The sequence below is a fragment of the Bacillus sp. 1A genome, from assembly GCF_052682215.1.
On record NZ_JBQYLZ010000001.1, the window covers coordinates 100,743 to 115,779 of the forward strand.

General features: G+C 30.5%; 16 protein-coding genes and 2 pseudogenes. 7 read left to right on the forward strand and 11 right to left on the reverse strand.

The genetic code is table 11. The features are described 5' to 3' along the window. Nucleotides 1-137: 137 nt before the first annotated feature. From ACUN0F_RS00550 to ACUN0F_RS00565, 4 genes are all read right to left on the reverse strand, one after another. Nucleotides 138-425, reverse strand: a complete 288-nt coding sequence (locus ACUN0F_RS00550) for a hypothetical protein (protein ID WP_327988401.1) — start codon at nucleotides 423-425, stop codon at nucleotides 138-140. A gap of 523 nt (nucleotides 426-948) precedes the next feature. Continuing rightward, the gene (locus ACUN0F_RS00555) at nucleotides 949-1,158 is read right to left on the reverse strand and encodes a hypothetical protein (RefSeq protein WP_001021331.1); all 210 of its coding nucleotides are present in this window, start codon (nucleotides 1,156-1,158) and stop codon (nucleotides 949-951) included. A gap of 718 nt (nucleotides 1,159-1,876) precedes the next feature. Further along, nucleotides 1,877-3,082 (reverse strand): macrolide family glycosyltransferase, encoded by a 1,206-nt coding sequence (locus tag ACUN0F_RS00560; RefSeq protein WP_445538975.1) that lies wholly within the window; start codon nucleotides 3,080-3,082, stop codon nucleotides 1,877-1,879. Between the two features lie 71 nt (nucleotides 3,083-3,153). After that, entirely contained in the window at nucleotides 3,154-4,359 is a 1,206-nt protein-coding gene (locus ACUN0F_RS00565; protein ID WP_445538976.1) for a macrolide family glycosyltransferase, read from the reverse strand. A 770-nt stretch (nucleotides 4,360-5,129) separates the two neighbouring features. Between ACUN0F_RS00565 and ACUN0F_RS00570 the strand changes: the two are divergent. Next, nucleotides 5,130-5,484, forward strand: a pseudogene (locus tag ACUN0F_RS00570) (cupin domain-containing protein). A gap of 574 nt (nucleotides 5,485-6,058) precedes the next feature. Here ACUN0F_RS00570 and ACUN0F_RS00575 read toward each other — a convergent pair. Continuing rightward, nucleotides 6,059-6,511 (reverse strand): hypothetical protein, encoded by a 453-nt coding sequence (locus tag ACUN0F_RS00575; protein WP_445538977.1) that lies wholly within the window; start codon nucleotides 6,509-6,511, stop codon nucleotides 6,059-6,061. 581 nt (nucleotides 6,512-7,092) lie between these two features. Between ACUN0F_RS00575 and ACUN0F_RS00580 the strand changes: the two genes are divergently transcribed. Beyond that, complete coding sequence (locus tag ACUN0F_RS00580) at nucleotides 7,093-7,494, forward strand: DUF3221 domain-containing protein (RefSeq protein WP_327988395.1); 402 nt, start codon at nucleotides 7,093-7,095, stop codon at nucleotides 7,492-7,494. A gap of 721 nt (nucleotides 7,495-8,215) precedes the next feature. Here ACUN0F_RS00580 and ACUN0F_RS00585 read toward each other — a convergent pair. Both ACUN0F_RS00585 and ACUN0F_RS00590 read right to left on the reverse strand, forming a co-directional pair. Next, the gene (locus tag ACUN0F_RS00585) at nucleotides 8,216-8,578 is read right to left on the reverse strand and encodes a hypothetical protein (protein ID WP_327988394.1); all 363 of its coding nucleotides are present in this window, start codon (nucleotides 8,576-8,578) and stop codon (nucleotides 8,216-8,218) included. 386 nt (nucleotides 8,579-8,964) lie between these two features. Further along, a pseudogene (locus ACUN0F_RS00590) lies at nucleotides 8,965-9,381 on the reverse strand (hypothetical protein); the annotation flags it as partial. A gap of 282 nt (nucleotides 9,382-9,663) precedes the next feature. On the opposite strand from ACUN0F_RS00590, the gene ACUN0F_RS00595 reads away from it, so the two are divergent. Beyond that, nucleotides 9,664-9,843: a hypothetical protein gene (locus ACUN0F_RS00595; RefSeq protein WP_445538978.1), complete on the forward strand. Its 180-nt coding sequence runs from the start codon at nucleotides 9,664-9,666 to the stop codon at nucleotides 9,841-9,843. A 151-nt stretch (nucleotides 9,844-9,994) separates the two neighbouring features. Here the strand turns inward: ACUN0F_RS00595 and ACUN0F_RS00600 are convergent, their stop codons facing one another. The 4 genes from ACUN0F_RS00600 to ACUN0F_RS00615 form a co-directional block, all read right to left on the reverse strand. Further along, entirely contained in the window at nucleotides 9,995-10,534 is a 540-nt protein-coding gene (locus tag ACUN0F_RS00600; protein WP_445538979.1) for a GNAT family N-acetyltransferase, read from the reverse strand. Nucleotides 10,535-10,953: 419 nt separating this feature from the next. Further along, nucleotides 10,954-11,298: a hypothetical protein gene (locus ACUN0F_RS00605; RefSeq protein ID WP_445538980.1), complete on the reverse strand. Its 345-nt coding sequence runs from the start codon at nucleotides 11,296-11,298 to the stop codon at nucleotides 10,954-10,956. Nucleotides 11,299-11,735: 437 nt separating this feature from the next. Continuing rightward, nucleotides 11,736-11,924: an RNA chaperone Hfq gene (hfq, locus tag ACUN0F_RS00610; RefSeq protein WP_445538981.1), complete on the reverse strand. Its 189-nt coding sequence runs from the start codon at nucleotides 11,922-11,924 to the stop codon at nucleotides 11,736-11,738. A gap of 28 nt (nucleotides 11,925-11,952) precedes the next feature. Further along, nucleotides 11,953-12,288, reverse strand: coding sequence for a hypothetical protein (locus ACUN0F_RS00615; RefSeq protein ID WP_000788513.1), 336 nt, complete (start codon nucleotides 12,286-12,288; stop codon nucleotides 11,953-11,955). A gap of 553 nt (nucleotides 12,289-12,841) precedes the next feature. Here ACUN0F_RS00615 and ACUN0F_RS00620 point away from each other — a divergent pair. The 4 genes from ACUN0F_RS00620 (at nucleotide 12,842) to ACUN0F_RS00635 (ending at nucleotide 14,956) form a co-directional block, all read left to right on the forward strand. Continuing rightward, nucleotides 12,842-13,267, forward strand: coding sequence for a DMT family transporter (locus ACUN0F_RS00620; RefSeq protein WP_445538982.1), 426 nt, complete (start codon nucleotides 12,842-12,844; stop codon nucleotides 13,265-13,267). Between the two features lie 21 nt (nucleotides 13,268-13,288). After that, nucleotides 13,289-13,981 (forward strand): Crp/Fnr family transcriptional regulator, encoded by a 693-nt coding sequence (locus ACUN0F_RS00625; protein ID WP_445538983.1) that lies wholly within the window; start codon nucleotides 13,289-13,291, stop codon nucleotides 13,979-13,981. A gap of 19 nt (nucleotides 13,982-14,000) precedes the next feature. Further along, a complete protein-coding gene (locus ACUN0F_RS00630; protein WP_445538984.1) occupies nucleotides 14,001-14,477 on the forward strand; it encodes a DMT family transporter in 477 nt (158 codons plus the stop codon). Nucleotides 14,478-14,737: 260 nt separating this feature from the next. Further along, nucleotides 14,738-14,956, forward strand: a complete 219-nt coding sequence (locus ACUN0F_RS00635) for a hypothetical protein (RefSeq protein WP_445538985.1) — start codon at nucleotides 14,738-14,740, stop codon at nucleotides 14,954-14,956. The last annotated feature ends 81 nt before the right edge of the window (nucleotides 14,957-15,037 follow it).

Sequence of the window (15,037 nt, forward strand, 5' to 3'; positions counted from 1 at the left end):
AACTCTTATCCTATTATTTTATTTAATAGTTTTCCTTAGAAGTCTTATGTTTTTCATTGAGGAAAAATATGATTGCTTAAAGTATGTGGTAAAAAAGTCTGTTCATTGACTCTTCTATTTCATGTACGCTTATAAACTCAATTTTCAATTGTTTCTTTATAGTACTTTGCGATAAGCTTTATAAATTCAATTATTGGGTAGGTAACTAGAGAAGAAGATTGTGTAAAGTGAACATCTTCTCTTTGAAGTATTATGATAAGCTCCTCTACCGTCATTTCTTTTTGTATGATTTTACTATAATGTTGAAATACAACTTGTTTCCATTTATAAGAGGGGCCATGAAAATAGGTTTCTCCTTTTATAGGATAATTAAAAATCATTTCTAATTTTTCTCTTCTTTTTGTTTCTCCTACTTTACCTTTCATAAAAAAACACTCCTTTAAATTATTTTACAATACAAAGTTTTATTATGATTCTATATGTATATATTTATCGCAAAGTCAACTTTCTCCTACCGATTTTTATATTTAATAAAATTCAAATTATAAAAAGTAAATATTCAAATATCGATGTACCAGTTTCCAAAAACAATAGTAAAGAACAAACTCTACTAAACCAGTATAAAAAATACAATGTATGACCTTGATATAGCACATTTTGAACAATGTATGTTTAAAAGTGAAAGTAATGTAATTTACTATCAAAGAAGTGTTCGTTAAATGAGAATTTAACGAATACTTGAGGAGATGGGAAGTAGAACTCCCCTTTTACCTTGTACAAAGACATGAAAGTCTAAACTTTCATTTTTGGTACCTGATTGGGCCAAGAAAATCCAAACTAAAATTTTATAGATTTACAGAACTAAATACATGTAATCTTGTGTGAACTTATAGGTCTAAATACTACGTTACTTTTATTTATAAAGAAAAGGCATCCTAAGATGCCTTTCTATTCTGTAACAAATTTAAATACATAGTACATAAAAAATAGACAAGATAGATAGGCTAGCCTGCCAGCAATTGATTCTCTCATAAATTTCATAAGTATGACTTTGACAAGCAATGCTAAGAATAACGGTATAAACAGTACCATAGCAAGTTTGATTGCTATGTCATTTATTGTTGGATTAAATGGTTCAAAATTAATTATAATATTCACTTACCCTTCTATTATCTTTTTATTTATATAATATAATTATATAAATAAAATCGCTGCAAAGATACTATAAGGTTCCTTCCTTCAACTGAACCGTTCTGGTGCAAATATAGGACACATTTCAAGGAACAATCAGGATTCCTGCTGAAATTGTTCTTTTTTATCATATGCATGGCTTCTACTCCTATATGATATTACCTTATATAACCAAAAAGTACCGCTATGATTTCTAGGAGCATTGAAAATGTTCTATCGTACAAAATTCACTTTCATAAATAGAACATAAAATAAAAGACCTTGCTACACAAAATAGCAAGGTCTAGATATAGTAAAATGAGCACCTTTGATATTTATAGGTACTTCTGCACATATTATTATGCTCTAATGGTATCACGCACCCATTTGTTAGGATTAATTAACGTACTTTGGAGTCACTATCCTAACATCAATTAATTCAAATTCGCCAAAGAACAGATCGATTCTATCGTACTTATCATTCTTAAAAATGTAAACACCTCTATGTTTAGGTTTTTCATCTTCCCAACCGTAATAGTCGATTTCTACAAATTCAACATACGTACCTTTTTACATTCTGAACAATCATTAGTTATTACTGGCGTACCGCCAACATTTTAACGACAATGTACGCTAAGCAAAATTTGATATATGAAAGTAATTTAAGCATACTCAAACTTTCTAATAGAACCATATATATCGTTAATCACTTAATGATATATGCTTTATTTTTCAAAATAAATATTTCATCCACTGCCCTTTTATATCCTCCAGATTCTCGTAAACTTCGGCCAATAAATTTACTCGCCTCTTTATATGAAAAATTATTTAAAAATGTATTTACAGCTCCTTTTAATTCGGATACTGTAACACTTTTATGATCTAAAACTACACCAGCGTTTAATTCTTCTACTCTTTTTGCTACAAAAGGTTGATCATTAGTAATTGGTAAAATAACAAGTGGTGTATCATGATATAATCCTTCACTTACACTATTCATACCTCCATGCGTAATGAATACATCTGCATATTTTAAGATTTCTAGTTGGGGCACATAAGGACGAATAATAAAATGAGAAGGTATGTTACCAAAATCCATTATATCAATTTCTTTACCTATTGAAATTACAACAATCCCATTAAAATCTTTAAATGCCTGCAAGCACTTTTCATATAATTCTAATTGTTTATTCAACTCTGTTCCCATTGAAATATATATAACGGATTTTCCTTCTAACTTATATAAAGGAAAATTCATTTCTTCATTTCGAGTAATTATAGAAGGTCCTATAAATTTTACATGATCATTAAAAGAATCCGAATGTGGTTGAAAATATTTTGAAGTGAAGACTAAAGTCATATCACTTTCATAGTGAAAAAGTTGTTCTAATGAATGAATTTTTACGCTATACCGATTACTTATTCTATTCATAATCGTACTACACTCTTTATACAAAGTAGAATTTACATCTATTTCCTTAAATTTTTCTTTCATGCCTTCCAACATCTCTTTAGTCATTGCAAATGTTGTACAAGATGCAACTGTAGGTATAGTTAATATTTCAGCTAAAATTCTACCTAAAATGAAATGCTGATCATAAATCATATAATCAAATTTTTCACGGTTGACGCTCTCTAATAAAGAGGGAATTGCTTTCTCAGTTGTTCTTAAAAATCTATATATCATTTGTAACGGATTAAACATATCTTTCATTCTATTTTTTAAATTAATTTCTTCTAACATTCCCCCATAATTTCGAAATTGAACATCCACATTTTTTAATTTAAATCGATATTCTTCTTCACAATAATAAACAACCTCTTCTCCCTTATTTACTAATTCTTTAACAACTCCAATTGTAGGATTAATATGACCTTCAGCTGGAAAATTTATAACTATCGCTTTTGACATAAAAATCTCTCCATTTCTATATATTTTATTTAGAGTAGATTTCTGGTTGTCATCTTAGATTGAAATTTATATTATTTTGAAATTTGGTAATTAGAAACAAATTTCTCAATTTCTTCAATAGCTTTTTTGTATCCTCCAGCATCTCGAAGCGACTCTCCGACTTTACGACTCTTCTCCTTAAATGTTGCATCATCCATTACTTTCTTTACAGCTTCACGTAACAATTCCGGCGTTAATTCTTTACGATTCAGTCTTATTCCAGCCCCTACTTCGGCTACTCGTTTTGCAACTAATGGTTGATCTCCTGTCACTGGAACTACAACTAACGGAACACCATAATATAATGCTTCACTTGAGCTATTCATACCGCCATGTGTAACAAATACATCAGTATGTTTCAATATTTCTAATTGCGGGACATAATTATACACTTTAAAGTTATAGGGAATATCCTTAAATTGGTTTATATTTATTTTTTTCCCAACAACTAATATAACAGTCGCATCGATACCTTTAAAAGCTTCAAAACATTTCTCATATAACTCTGGCTGCTCATTAAAAACTGTTCCCATAGAAATGAAAACAGCTTTTTTGTTCTTTAAATCTTCAATAGGAAAACTTCCTATCTCTTTACGAGTGGCAATTGATGGACCGACAAATTTATACGATTCATCAAATACATCCGAATACGGCTGATACTCTTTAGAAGTATATACAATTGTAATATCTCCAGGATGATTCATAATATCGTATAGACTATTACAGTCCATTCCATATCGCTCTTTCCATTGCTCCATTCCAGCTAAACACGATTGGTATAGTGGATCATTTTCATCTATTTGTCTCGATTTTTGTTCATCATTAAATGTAATATATTGATTAAAAGCAAAAGTAGTACAGGAAGAAACGCTTGGTAATTGTAAGATATTCGCTATAATACGTCCTACTGGAAAATGATTATCATATATCAAATAATCGTACTTGTCTCCTTTTGTTCCATCTACAATTTGAGTAACAATACGTTCTGATGCTTCTATCATATGAGATAGCATCGTTAAAGGACTACCACCTTCATTCACTCGTTCCATAATATTGATTTGTGAAAGAAAATTCTCAAATGCTCGAAATTCAGCGCCTGTTGCTTCAATCTTCTTTCTATAATCCTCAATACAATATGCAACAACTGTTTCTCCACGCTGAATTAATTCACTAACAATAGCTAACGTCGGATTAATATGACCTTCTCCAGGAAAATTTATTACGAGTACATTCGCCATTACACTCTCTCCTTTTCATTTAATATAGTTAAATTAATAATTAATTATGTTAATCAATATCTATTATAAACTAATCTATTCTATTCCTTCATATATTTCTCTTCATTTTATTATTGAGAAATATTTTCTACTGCTAATGCTATTACGAGCGCAAGATCTTAATAACACCTAATAATTTCAACTTTTACTTCTCATATCCAGTAATATAAGATTTTTATATTTTAAACTATTTATATAATTCTAACAATAATAGAGGTACCGCCACATCAATATCAAGCTAAGATTCTTAATTACCCCATAACCATCAACTTAATGAAATCAAATCCACCAAACGAGTACTTTATTTTTATACAGTTATTTATGAGAATTCAGCTCAAAAAACATTTATAAAGGTATACCTTTATAAACTGGTTTTTGTTTTTTTAGTATGGTGTTTAACTAGTTTATAGAGAATAAAAAGCTTAAACTTAGTTCAAATCTTTTTTAAACGTAAAATTTTCATCATTAATATGGTTAATCTATAAATAATATGTAAGATGTAGGTTTAGAATAAAGATTGATAATTTGTAATAAAGTTCAAAGATTTTAAAAAAAGATTGATAATTTATAATAAAGATTGATAAAAAGACCTGTTTTGTAGAGTATTTCTTTGTTCAACAATCGGGCCATCTTGTGGAAGATCAGCAGAAACTTTTGAAATTTTAATCAAAATAGTAATTAATCTATCGAAGTTGTAAAATAAGGATAAGAATAGTTCTGGGGGGATTTATATCAATTATAATGCTATTAGTCTAAGCGAGAAACTGTCCAAATTCAGTGAACACTGGTCGCCCAAAGTCATTGGTGAAATGAATGACTATCAGTTTAAGTTAGTTAAGATTATGGGAGATTTTGTATGGCATGAGCATAAAGACACCGATGAGGTATTCATCATGATAGACGGCGAGATGTCCATAGCATTTCGCGATGGACAGGTTAAACTTTCCAAAGGAGAAATGTATGTGATACCAAAAGGTGTGGAGCATAAGCCTTATGCTGAAAAGGAATGCCATATAATGCTGGTAGAGCCTAAAGGTGTAGTCAACACTGGTGAAACTAACTGCTGAAAATAATATATGGATTTAAATCAATAATTCAGTTACTTTCTTTGGAGCAATATATAAAAGGAAGTTACATATTTTCCGCAATCGGGCGCTTTAATTGAGTAAGGTTCACAAAAATTATCAAACTTTTCTATTCGCTCTTTTATCAAGGTTTAGTAAGTTAATTTAATCAGACTTTATTCAAAAGCTACATAAGAGGGGTCACCATACATGCCCATCAACTTAAGAAAAATAAACGCCCCCAAAACGAAAAAAAATGAACTGACTTCTCAAAGTCACTACCTGTAGAGAAAGAAAATTTTTGTTTAGGGGGTACTTCAAAACCTTAGCTTGATAGCGATGTGATGGTACCCCAATTATGTCTAACGTACAATTTTCCCGAAATGATATAGTGCCCCCTAATATGTTCTTAGATGTATGAATGCTCTCCCACCTAAGAAAAACCTTCAGGAGAGAGAATATTGTATTTCCGTAAGAAATGTATAATAACATGATTAGGGCATCATTCTAATTAGAATGATGCCCTTTTATTTAATCACAACCGAATACGTAATAATTATTTCTATTCTTATTACTAAAATAAAGTGTTCTTCAACTTACTCCGGTAAATAATCCAGTAACTTAATTAAATCTTTTAAAAATCCAGGACTAGCTAGTTTTAATAAAGCAGGTACTTCTTTAAAATGGTTTTTAAGACCAGCATCTACCTTCTTAGAATAATCTTTTTCATCACCTATTAATAAATCTACGATAGTAGTTTTTAATTGATTACTTACTGTTCCCCATAAAAATTCCGCTTCCTGAAAATGTTTATTTATAAATATTTTCACCTGATTAATAAATGGATCATTTTTTTGTTGAATGGCTTCTTGTAATTGTTTGATTGACATATCTTCAACTTTCACCATCTGATTTATGACTACATCATTTGTAGGTTTCGCAGCATGGACACTTGTTTCACAAACACCAAAGCCACTAAAACCAATTGCACTAGCTAATGTAATCCCCATAAATTTATTCATAATAACGGAATGATTAAATCGTTTCATCTTTTAAATGCCTCCTTAAATAATTATAGTAAAAAACCACTATGCAATTATCTGTAGTAACGAAGGTGCATTTCTCATAATTGTATTTCTTCAACTATAACGCTTATATTCAAATTATCATCATTAATTAGAATAGTATATTGATAATATCCTTACAAAAAATTTCTAATGTTTAGTATAGATACTTTCTACTATTTTTGTAGGAGAATAACATCCTCTTATAATCTAAAGAAAGGATTTACGAAATGGATAAGTAATCCTTCTTTTATAAATTTTTATATAACAGGTGAGATATATTTATTCATGAAGAGCAAAAAAAGAAGAGGAGTATTTTCCCTCTTCACCAATAAAATCAAACATATTTACAATTAAGGAAGGGCATACATTCATCAAGAGATGAAAGGAACAATAATAGTTCACCTAGTGAATTATAACATAAATTCACTCCCAATAATAGATAATATTAACATTTATGGGTTACTTGTGACGAGTTTGTTAAACATCTTAATATTAAAAGGCTTTATATGTATGTAAATAGAAAGTGGATAGTGTAAGGATAAAATATAAGGGGGATATTTATTATGTTTAACCAAAAACAAAAATTAGTAACAGTAGTTACAACATTAGCATTAGGATGCGGATTTATTTTCGGCGTAACACCTGCTTCTGCAGATACTACAAACAATACTTCTTTTTCTTCAATTAAAGAGGAACAAGTACGAATTCAAATACCTTTCACGGGCTATGTTATATCAGCAGACGATAATTACTTAATTGTTGCTGATACTTTGACGAAAGAAGAGGCACTCTCTTATCAGAATAATTGGTGGGAATTAGTTTCTCAAAATAAGATTTTAAGAGTTCCTATTTCTAATAGTGGCCATTATACAATAGGAGAAAAATTAAATGTATATGCAGTTGGTTGGACTGCGTCATTACCACCAATTGCTGTTAAGCCTACAATTGAAAGAATAGACCAATAGGTAATAGCATCTAATATAAAATAAATAACCGATTCCTTAATTGTACAGGGAATCGGTTATTTTTTGTCCAAACCTACAAATTTCCCGGAATAATATGGTGCATCCTACATTCTGCCTAAATATTGTAGAATATTCTAATGATATGGCTACACTAAGGGATAAGTCTAAACCTTCAACACCTGTGAAGGTTAAATGTATCAATAAAGCGTGGTACAAAAAACATATGTCATGTAATAATTTAAAGAAACTTTAAATAGTTGATAATAAAGAAAAGACACCCTAAGGTCCCTCCCTGCGACTTGAACCACGTTCATTTACTATAAATGTACCCGTAGTTATACCTGCAAACACATCCTATAAAACAGAATCATCTATATACATCAGATTGTCAGTACACAAAATACAAGAGAATTGAGATCAGTTATTAGAGTGACGCCCTATCTTCTAAAATAATTGATATGTTACGCCTTTGAAAGGAATCTGCTTTATAGAACGTATCCACAATTGATATTTTACTATATGTAATATTTATTTGGTGTAATTTTTTCGAATATGTATAATTGCATAAAGTTTATGAGAAAAAGAGAGTATACTTTGGTATTGTGTAATAAAGATATAGCCCACCTACGGAAATAGGTGGGCTATTTTATATTGGTGAGCTTGTTTAAGTAATCTAGAATAAATTCAACTGTATATTGTGAGGGTGCCAGAAGGGTATTAATTATAGCGCCAAACTTTGTTCATATTTCTTTACATCTTCCATAGTTTTAAATATTAACACATCAAAAACTCCTTTTTCATTCCCACATACGACAACAAAACCATCTGTTGCTTCCAAAACTCTAGCAACGCCACCATCTGTAAGCGTAATACTGGTGAGATGTTTTACGTTCAGTTTTTCTTCTTTTCGAATGTAAGTAGTTATGGGTGTCCCTACAGGAAATGTGTCTGTGATATCTTTTGTTGTATATGTGCCATCTGTTGATTGAGTTTTAGCTGCGATGGAATCAGTTTGAGTGGCACATCCTGTTGAACATATTAAAAGAATTCCAGTAATAATACTTACACAAGCTGTTTTTACCATTCACAAAATCCTCCTATAACTGTTCGTATTGTTAACCCATTTAGGATAACAAATTGTATATACGAAGTTTGTTAGTTTATGTGAGTCGTAAATCAACAAAGATACAAGTATTTTGACAGAATATGTTTCAAACAAAGAAAAGACACCAGTGACCCCTCATACCCAGAATCGTTTCCATATCTCTATTAGAAAAACAAAGAGAACTTGTAACTACAAGGGCAAAACAAATCGTCTTAACAGAAATGACAGGGTAAACTATTTAGAAACTGCTTTGACAAATTTATCATATAACAAATATTACCTTTTAAAGAAAACATTTATGAAAATCATATGAATTTTTTAATGAATAAAAATAATATGTTGTCCCCTAATAGCTTTTCTTTTGATTAATGCAATGATGACTTCTCTCTCTTTTCTCGCATATACACTGCAAATTGCATCATTTCTTCTTGGTTAAATTATTTTCCTTCAACTCCTCCTTGTTTAGCCGTCCCAATAAATACTAAATCATCCCATTTGGAAAATGTTGCTTCTCCTTTAAAGACCGTTTCACTGTATCTTTTTCATTCACCGTTAATGTTCCCTACATTATATCTTCCCTCATTTGCTAAGAAACTCATTGTAAACATTCTATCAGAGTGATAGAAATCACATTCTCTATTCAGATTCAGTAATTCTTCCCAGCTAATATTAGGCATTAAATCTTCTTCCGGAATCTCACGTTTCTCTGTTTCAATAAGTTCTTAAGATGAAATTGGTAAATCTTCTAACTCATCATCATATACTTCTTTCATGATCCAACACCCTAGTAAAATACCTTGCTTAATTTTAAAACTCTTAGAACCTAAAAAAATGTTAGTTAGTAAATAATATATTTCTGTGACATAGTTTTACACATATCTTGACTAAATTACCTAATAAATAGGAAAATTAACTATTTTCTATAATTAATTATATTATAAAGCGTAAAAAATATATTCAATGTGTTAAAAGAATGAGGGTTTTCATGGAAAATTGCGTAAAGATGTTACAATTGCTAGTATTGTAATTGAAGTTACATAAAATAGAAATTGAGGGGGAATTTCATGAAAAAATTAATGTTTTCATTAGTAGCAACAACTATGAGTATGGGATTAATTTTTGGATCCGCACCCGCAAAAGCAGATGTAAGTAGCAGAAATAGTGCATATCAGGATATTGACGAGAGAGTTAAGAAAATGGCGCAGAGTGCTGCTTGGGGTAGCATCACATCGCTATCAAACTAACAAAACTAAACTTCCTTAAAATGCAAAGATACACTATTCTTTCTGTAGAATCATAGGGAAGGATAATGTCTTTTTTGCTTTATGGGTAGTGTGAAACCTTAGCTTGATCGCGATGAGTTAGGACACCTTTTTCAACTTACGTACCTTTAGTCTAATAAAGATAGCCTAATGGATCTAACTCTCCATCCTGCCATTTCCCATTTCCCATTTCCTTAATCATAAGTTCGTTTACAACTTCACTTCCTATGCTGAAAGTAGTCTGATTTTGTTCATCTATTTTAAGCCACTTGCATTTATTCTCTACCGATTTGTATCCTTTTTTCAAATACAAGCTTTTGTTATCGGCAAATAAGAGTAGAAAGTCAATAGACTTACCCTCGCAGAAATTTTCTATTTCCGAAAGCAATAAGTTTCCTATTCCTTGAGAACGAGCTTCTCTTGATACGCATAAATCAATAATTTCAAGAACTCTTATAGGCATACCATTTAAGTTCATCACTCTATAATCTAAACCTACCTGACCAATAAGTTGATTTTTCTCAGTTAAAGCCAATATTCTAAAATGCGGGAGTTGTTTAAAATAGATTCTTTCCCGCGGGTAACTTTCTTCAAAACACTCTACTAATAATCTTTGAATAGCCAGCCTTAACTCTTGATCCATTTCATACTCAAAAACCTTTTCTATGTTCAAGTTATCTTCTCCTCACGACGAAATTTTCTACATAAATTTCGTCAGCATTAAACAGTAAACCTTCTAGCGGTACTTTTTATATTTAGTTTAATGGGTATGGGGACTACTGCATAGCCATTAAATTGATATCTTAGACGCCCTCGTAACAAATATTTTTATCTTTTATAATAATTAGACTTATTTCTATCGTTTTGAAGTACCCCCTAAATGAAAATTTTCTTTCTCTACAGATAGATAATCTGAAAAGTCAGCTCATTTTTTCGTTTTGGGGGCATTATAAAATTCTTAAGTTGATGGCAATGGGGTACCACTGACATTTCGCCTGTACGCTAAGGACTTTTAAAAACAGTTCAACTTCATTTCAAAGCCAAACCAAAAGAAGAGTAGCATTCGCTACTCTTCTTTACCTACTTTTATTGTTAAAGTATTCTCCAACCGTAGATAATACTCATTGTAGGAGATGTCATAACTTCTATTTCTGAACCATTTCGGATCGTTTTGAACCATCCTCCTACTTGGTTTGATTGTTCTAACCTTAATTCACTTCCACTCATAGTTTCTAAGATCCAATAATCTCTAGTATTATTAGGTGATTGTATAACTTTTTTTATAGTTATACAGGCATTAGGTACAAATGGAACGGAGGCTCTCTGTGAAATTTCAAAGCTTTTTTGTGGTTCTACTGAAGCTGCGTTTGCTGTAATAACTTGAGTACTTGTTACTGCTGCGAATGCTAAACCCGCTACTAATAATTTCTTAAACATATCTCAATCCCCTTTAATTGGTATATTTGAAACTATTAAACTATCTTATCACAATTAACCAATATATGGTAGGGGTAGTAAAAACAACGTTTTTTTCCTTAATAATTCCTTAGCGTACGAAGTTCGCGTTTTGATGGCAGGACTCCTAGATATACTTGTTGATTGTAGTTCTAATATTCAAAATCAATAAAAGATGATATATGATAATAACATGATGGTTATCACCATTGTTTACCCCATTTGTTAAAGATAAGATAGTATTCTCGATCTTATCTTTTTATTTGTAGATTTTTGATACAAAAAAAGGAATCCTTATATATTATAAGGATTCTGCAACAGGAAATAACAAAATATAAACAATAAAAAGAATTACTTATATTATAGTTTATATAGTAATAATATAATATTGAGAAATATTTACATAAGTCCAGTATGTATTACATAGCAAGTGTAGAGATTGCTTGTTTGTAGATTAGTTGTTGTTTACCATGAACCATCATTAGGACGGTAAATTTATCTGTTGCAAGGATCTTCCCACGTACTGGAACGCCATTCTTTAAAAATACTGTAACTGCCCCTTTTTTCTTTTTCAATTGTTCATACATATCTTCTTGTAAATTAAACATGAAATGCGCCCCCCTGGTTTGTTTGTATTTACTTTTCTTCTAATACCTGCTGCTTTTCACTGTTGGATATTTGTGATTCCCATTCACTTTCTATTTTTCTAAACCATTTTCCTATTTTGCTTAGATAATATCTTTTTACTTCACCATTAGGAATCCAAATTTCACGTTCCTGTATTTGATTCATCACTTCATGAAGAATCTCATCATGTTCATACTTTCTAGGTTTTCTATAATGTGTTTTTACAAACTGTGTATATTCTCTACGTAACCAATTAGAAATATGTTGTCTTTGTCTTTGCTTGAGATGTGACCATTTTTTATTTGTTTGAAGGATTTTTCCATTTACTTTTATGTGGTTTTTCATCGACACTCATCCCCTTTTACTAGCAAAACGAATATATCACTATCGTATCACATTTAAATCGAAATACTGCTCTAAGTACATATTTCGCAAGAAATCTATTCGAAATAAAAATAATATCTCCATTGCACATAAAATAGTATCCAAAACAGACGAGACCGAATCCATTAAGCGAATTAATTAGGGAGTCCCACCAACAAAACGCGAATTTCGTACGCTAAGGATTTATTTCTTTAAAAAACTTGGTTTTTTCATACGTTAAGAAGGTTCCTTAAACGGTATTTGATGTTTGTTATGATACTTTGTTTTTGGCAATTATTTTTAGAACTAGTTTTTGACCGTATTTTTTAAGTTTTGTTAGAACTAAATAGAGTTCCTTAAACGGTCGTTTTTGGTAATTTCTTAATAGGGTTATATATGGGCCTATGGGAACAAAATGGATAGAAATTTTTACAATGAGTATCAAAATTTTTATAACGATGTGACAATTGTCCTTTTTCCTAGAAGCATTTTAGTTTTTAATTACGTTATGTATAAAGGAAATGGGGGTGATTTTTTGAAAGGAATTTTATTTGTAATTATTGGAGGAACATTCATTACACTTCAAGGTACTTTTAATGCAAAACTTTGTTCCGATATCGGTATATGGTCGACAAGTATTATGACACACTTAATTGGATTTATTATTGCAACCTCTATATTTTTTATAAAGAAAGAAGGAACTGTAATAGATTTAAAAGGTGTAAAAAAAGTGTATTTAACATCTGGCGTATTTGGAGCTGTTATTATTTATGCGGAAACAATTTCTATTTATGCAATGGGGATTACATTAACGGCTGGAACACTCATGATTGCTCAATTATTAACTGCTACTTTAATTGAAATCAATGGTTTGTTCAATGTTGGCAAGACACCGATGAAAAGTCATCATATTGTGGGAGCAATAATTATGATTCTAGGTATTCTTGTTTTTAATGTGTAGAAGTGAAAGAAGGTGTTGGAAATGGATAATAAATCAGACTCAATTATTGATTATTTGAAAGTTTATAATATCTTTGATATTTTTTCAAAAATGAATATAGAACATTTTCAGGTAAATCATTTCAAAAAAGGTACTAACATTTGCGATAAAGATGATGAGATTAATCGTTTATATTTTGTCGTAAAAGGAAAAGTGAAAGTTTATACGATCACACCTGAAGGCAAGAAACTGATCTTACGCTTTATAAATCCTTTAGCAATTGTCGGAGATATTGAATTGATACAAAATAGTAAAGCACATAATGTCGTTGAAGGATGTTCTGATGTAGAAACAATTTCCATTTCTTTTGAGGTCATTAGGAAAACGATGTTGCATGATCCTATATTTATGAGTTTTTTGCTTGAGAACATAGCAAGTACTTTAAAAATATCGACTGGTTTTACGGCACTTAATTTGCTCTATCCTGTAGAGGTACGTGTAGCTAGTTATTTACTTTCCATATCAACGGATAGTACAGGGAAAGTATACAAAGAAGATATAGATTCTGTATCTATATCAAGTATTGCAGATTTTATAGGAGTAAGCTACAGACATGTAATTCGAGTGTTGCAAAAGTTTTATAAAGAAAATCTAATTGAAAAGAAAAATGGAGCCATTTTAATTAAAGATTTCTTTAGAATGAAAGAAATTGCCAAGAATAACATCTATGAATAATTAGAAAGGAAGAAAAATCATGATAGGATTAATTTTTGCAGTCTTAGCAGGCGCGTTAGTTAGTTTGCAATCTGTTTTTAATGCAAAGGTAAATGAAAATATAGGACATTGGTTAACAACTTCGTGTGTTCTTGGCTTAGGGCTTATGAGCTCATTTGTATTCCATGTTATTACAGAAAAGAGTGTTTTCATTAATTATCACACCACAAATAATTTATATTATGTAAGTGGCATGTTTGGTATTGGGCTAGTCATTTGTATTATGAGAGCCGTTAGGCTATTAGGTCCAGCTTATACTGTATTAATCAGTCTTATAACTCAATTGGTAATTGCATTATGTATAGATACTTTTGGATTATTTGGAGTGGAGAAAGTACCTTTTCAAATGAACAAATTAGTTGGTATAGGTCTGTTGGTAATAGGTGTATTGATTTTTAAAGATTTGCTTCCTTATAAGAAAAAGGAAATTGACTCAGACAAGATAGGTGCTTCATAAAGTATGGTTTGAACAGGTTAATTAAGAAAAAATCCGATTTCCCTAGCGTACAGAAAATCGGATTTTTTTTGTAGAATTTTGCTTAGCGTACGAAATTCGCGTTTTGTGGTGGGACCCCATCGCTATCAAGCTAACAAAATAGGTCACCCCCAAAATGAAAAAACATGTTAAATTCCCATAGATAACTATCTTATATTAATTACACAACCTAGTGCGTTATATGATAATATAAAGATATTGTATTTAAAGGGAGATTCAAATTGGTTAAAAACTTACCTTTACTAATAGTGATTTTAATACTTGGTGTAAGTTCTTCTACATTAAGTACGAATGGATACTTTTCTCCAGTTATAGAATGGTCTTTAATGATTATAAGTATTATTTTAAAAATTACTGCAGTGATAGGTTTATCACTACACGTTCTTGTATACCAACCTATGAAAAGATTTGAAACAAATTTAAAAGAGACCTTCAAATAAAATAATTATATTTGAGGCACCACCACATCGCTATCGAGCTAAAAAATGTATCCATAAAAAGAAAAAATACGCTATTCTTTC

Excerpts from the sequence above, each read along its gene's own strand:
- ACUN0F_RS00580 (WP_327988395.1), top strand. The coding sequence starts at position 7,093 with ATGTTTAACCAAAAACAAAAATTAGTAACAGTAGTTACAACATTAGCA.
- ACUN0F_RS00615 (WP_000788513.1), bottom strand. The coding sequence starts at position 12,288 with ATGAAAAACCACATAAAAGTAAATGGAAAAATCCTTCAAACAAATAAA.
- ACUN0F_RS00595 (WP_445538978.1), top strand. The coding sequence starts at position 9,664 with ATGAAAAAATTAATGTTTTCATTAGTAGCAACAACTATGAGTATGGGA.
- ACUN0F_RS00560 (WP_445538975.1), bottom strand. The coding sequence starts at position 3,082 with ATGTCAAAAGCGATAGTTATAAATTTTCCAGCTGAAGGTCATATTAAT.
- ACUN0F_RS00550 (WP_327988401.1), bottom strand. The coding sequence starts at position 425 with ATGAAAGGTAAAGTAGGAGAAACAAAAAGAAGAGAAAAATTAGAAATG.
- ACUN0F_RS00575 (WP_445538977.1), bottom strand. The coding sequence starts at position 6,511 with ATGAAACGATTTAATCATTCCGTTATTATGAATAAATTTATGGGGATT.
- ACUN0F_RS00630 (WP_445538984.1), top strand. The coding sequence starts at position 14,001 with ATGATAGGATTAATTTTTGCAGTCTTAGCAGGCGCGTTAGTTAGTTTG.
- ACUN0F_RS00605 (WP_445538980.1), bottom strand. The coding sequence starts at position 11,298 with ATGTTTAAGAAATTATTAGTAGCGGGTTTAGCATTCGCAGCAGTAACA.
- hfq (WP_445538981.1), bottom strand. The coding sequence starts at position 11,924 with ATGTTTAATTTACAAGAAGATATGTATGAACAATTGAAAAAGAAAAAA.
- ACUN0F_RS00565 (WP_445538976.1), bottom strand. The coding sequence starts at position 4,359 with ATGGCGAATGTACTCGTAATAAATTTTCCTGGAGAAGGTCATATTAAT.
- ACUN0F_RS00625 (WP_445538983.1), top strand. The coding sequence starts at position 13,289 with ATGGATAATAAATCAGACTCAATTATTGATTATTTGAAAGTTTATAAT.
- ACUN0F_RS00585 (WP_327988394.1), bottom strand. The coding sequence starts at position 8,578 with ATGGTAAAAACAGCTTGTGTAAGTATTATTACTGGAATTCTTTTAATA.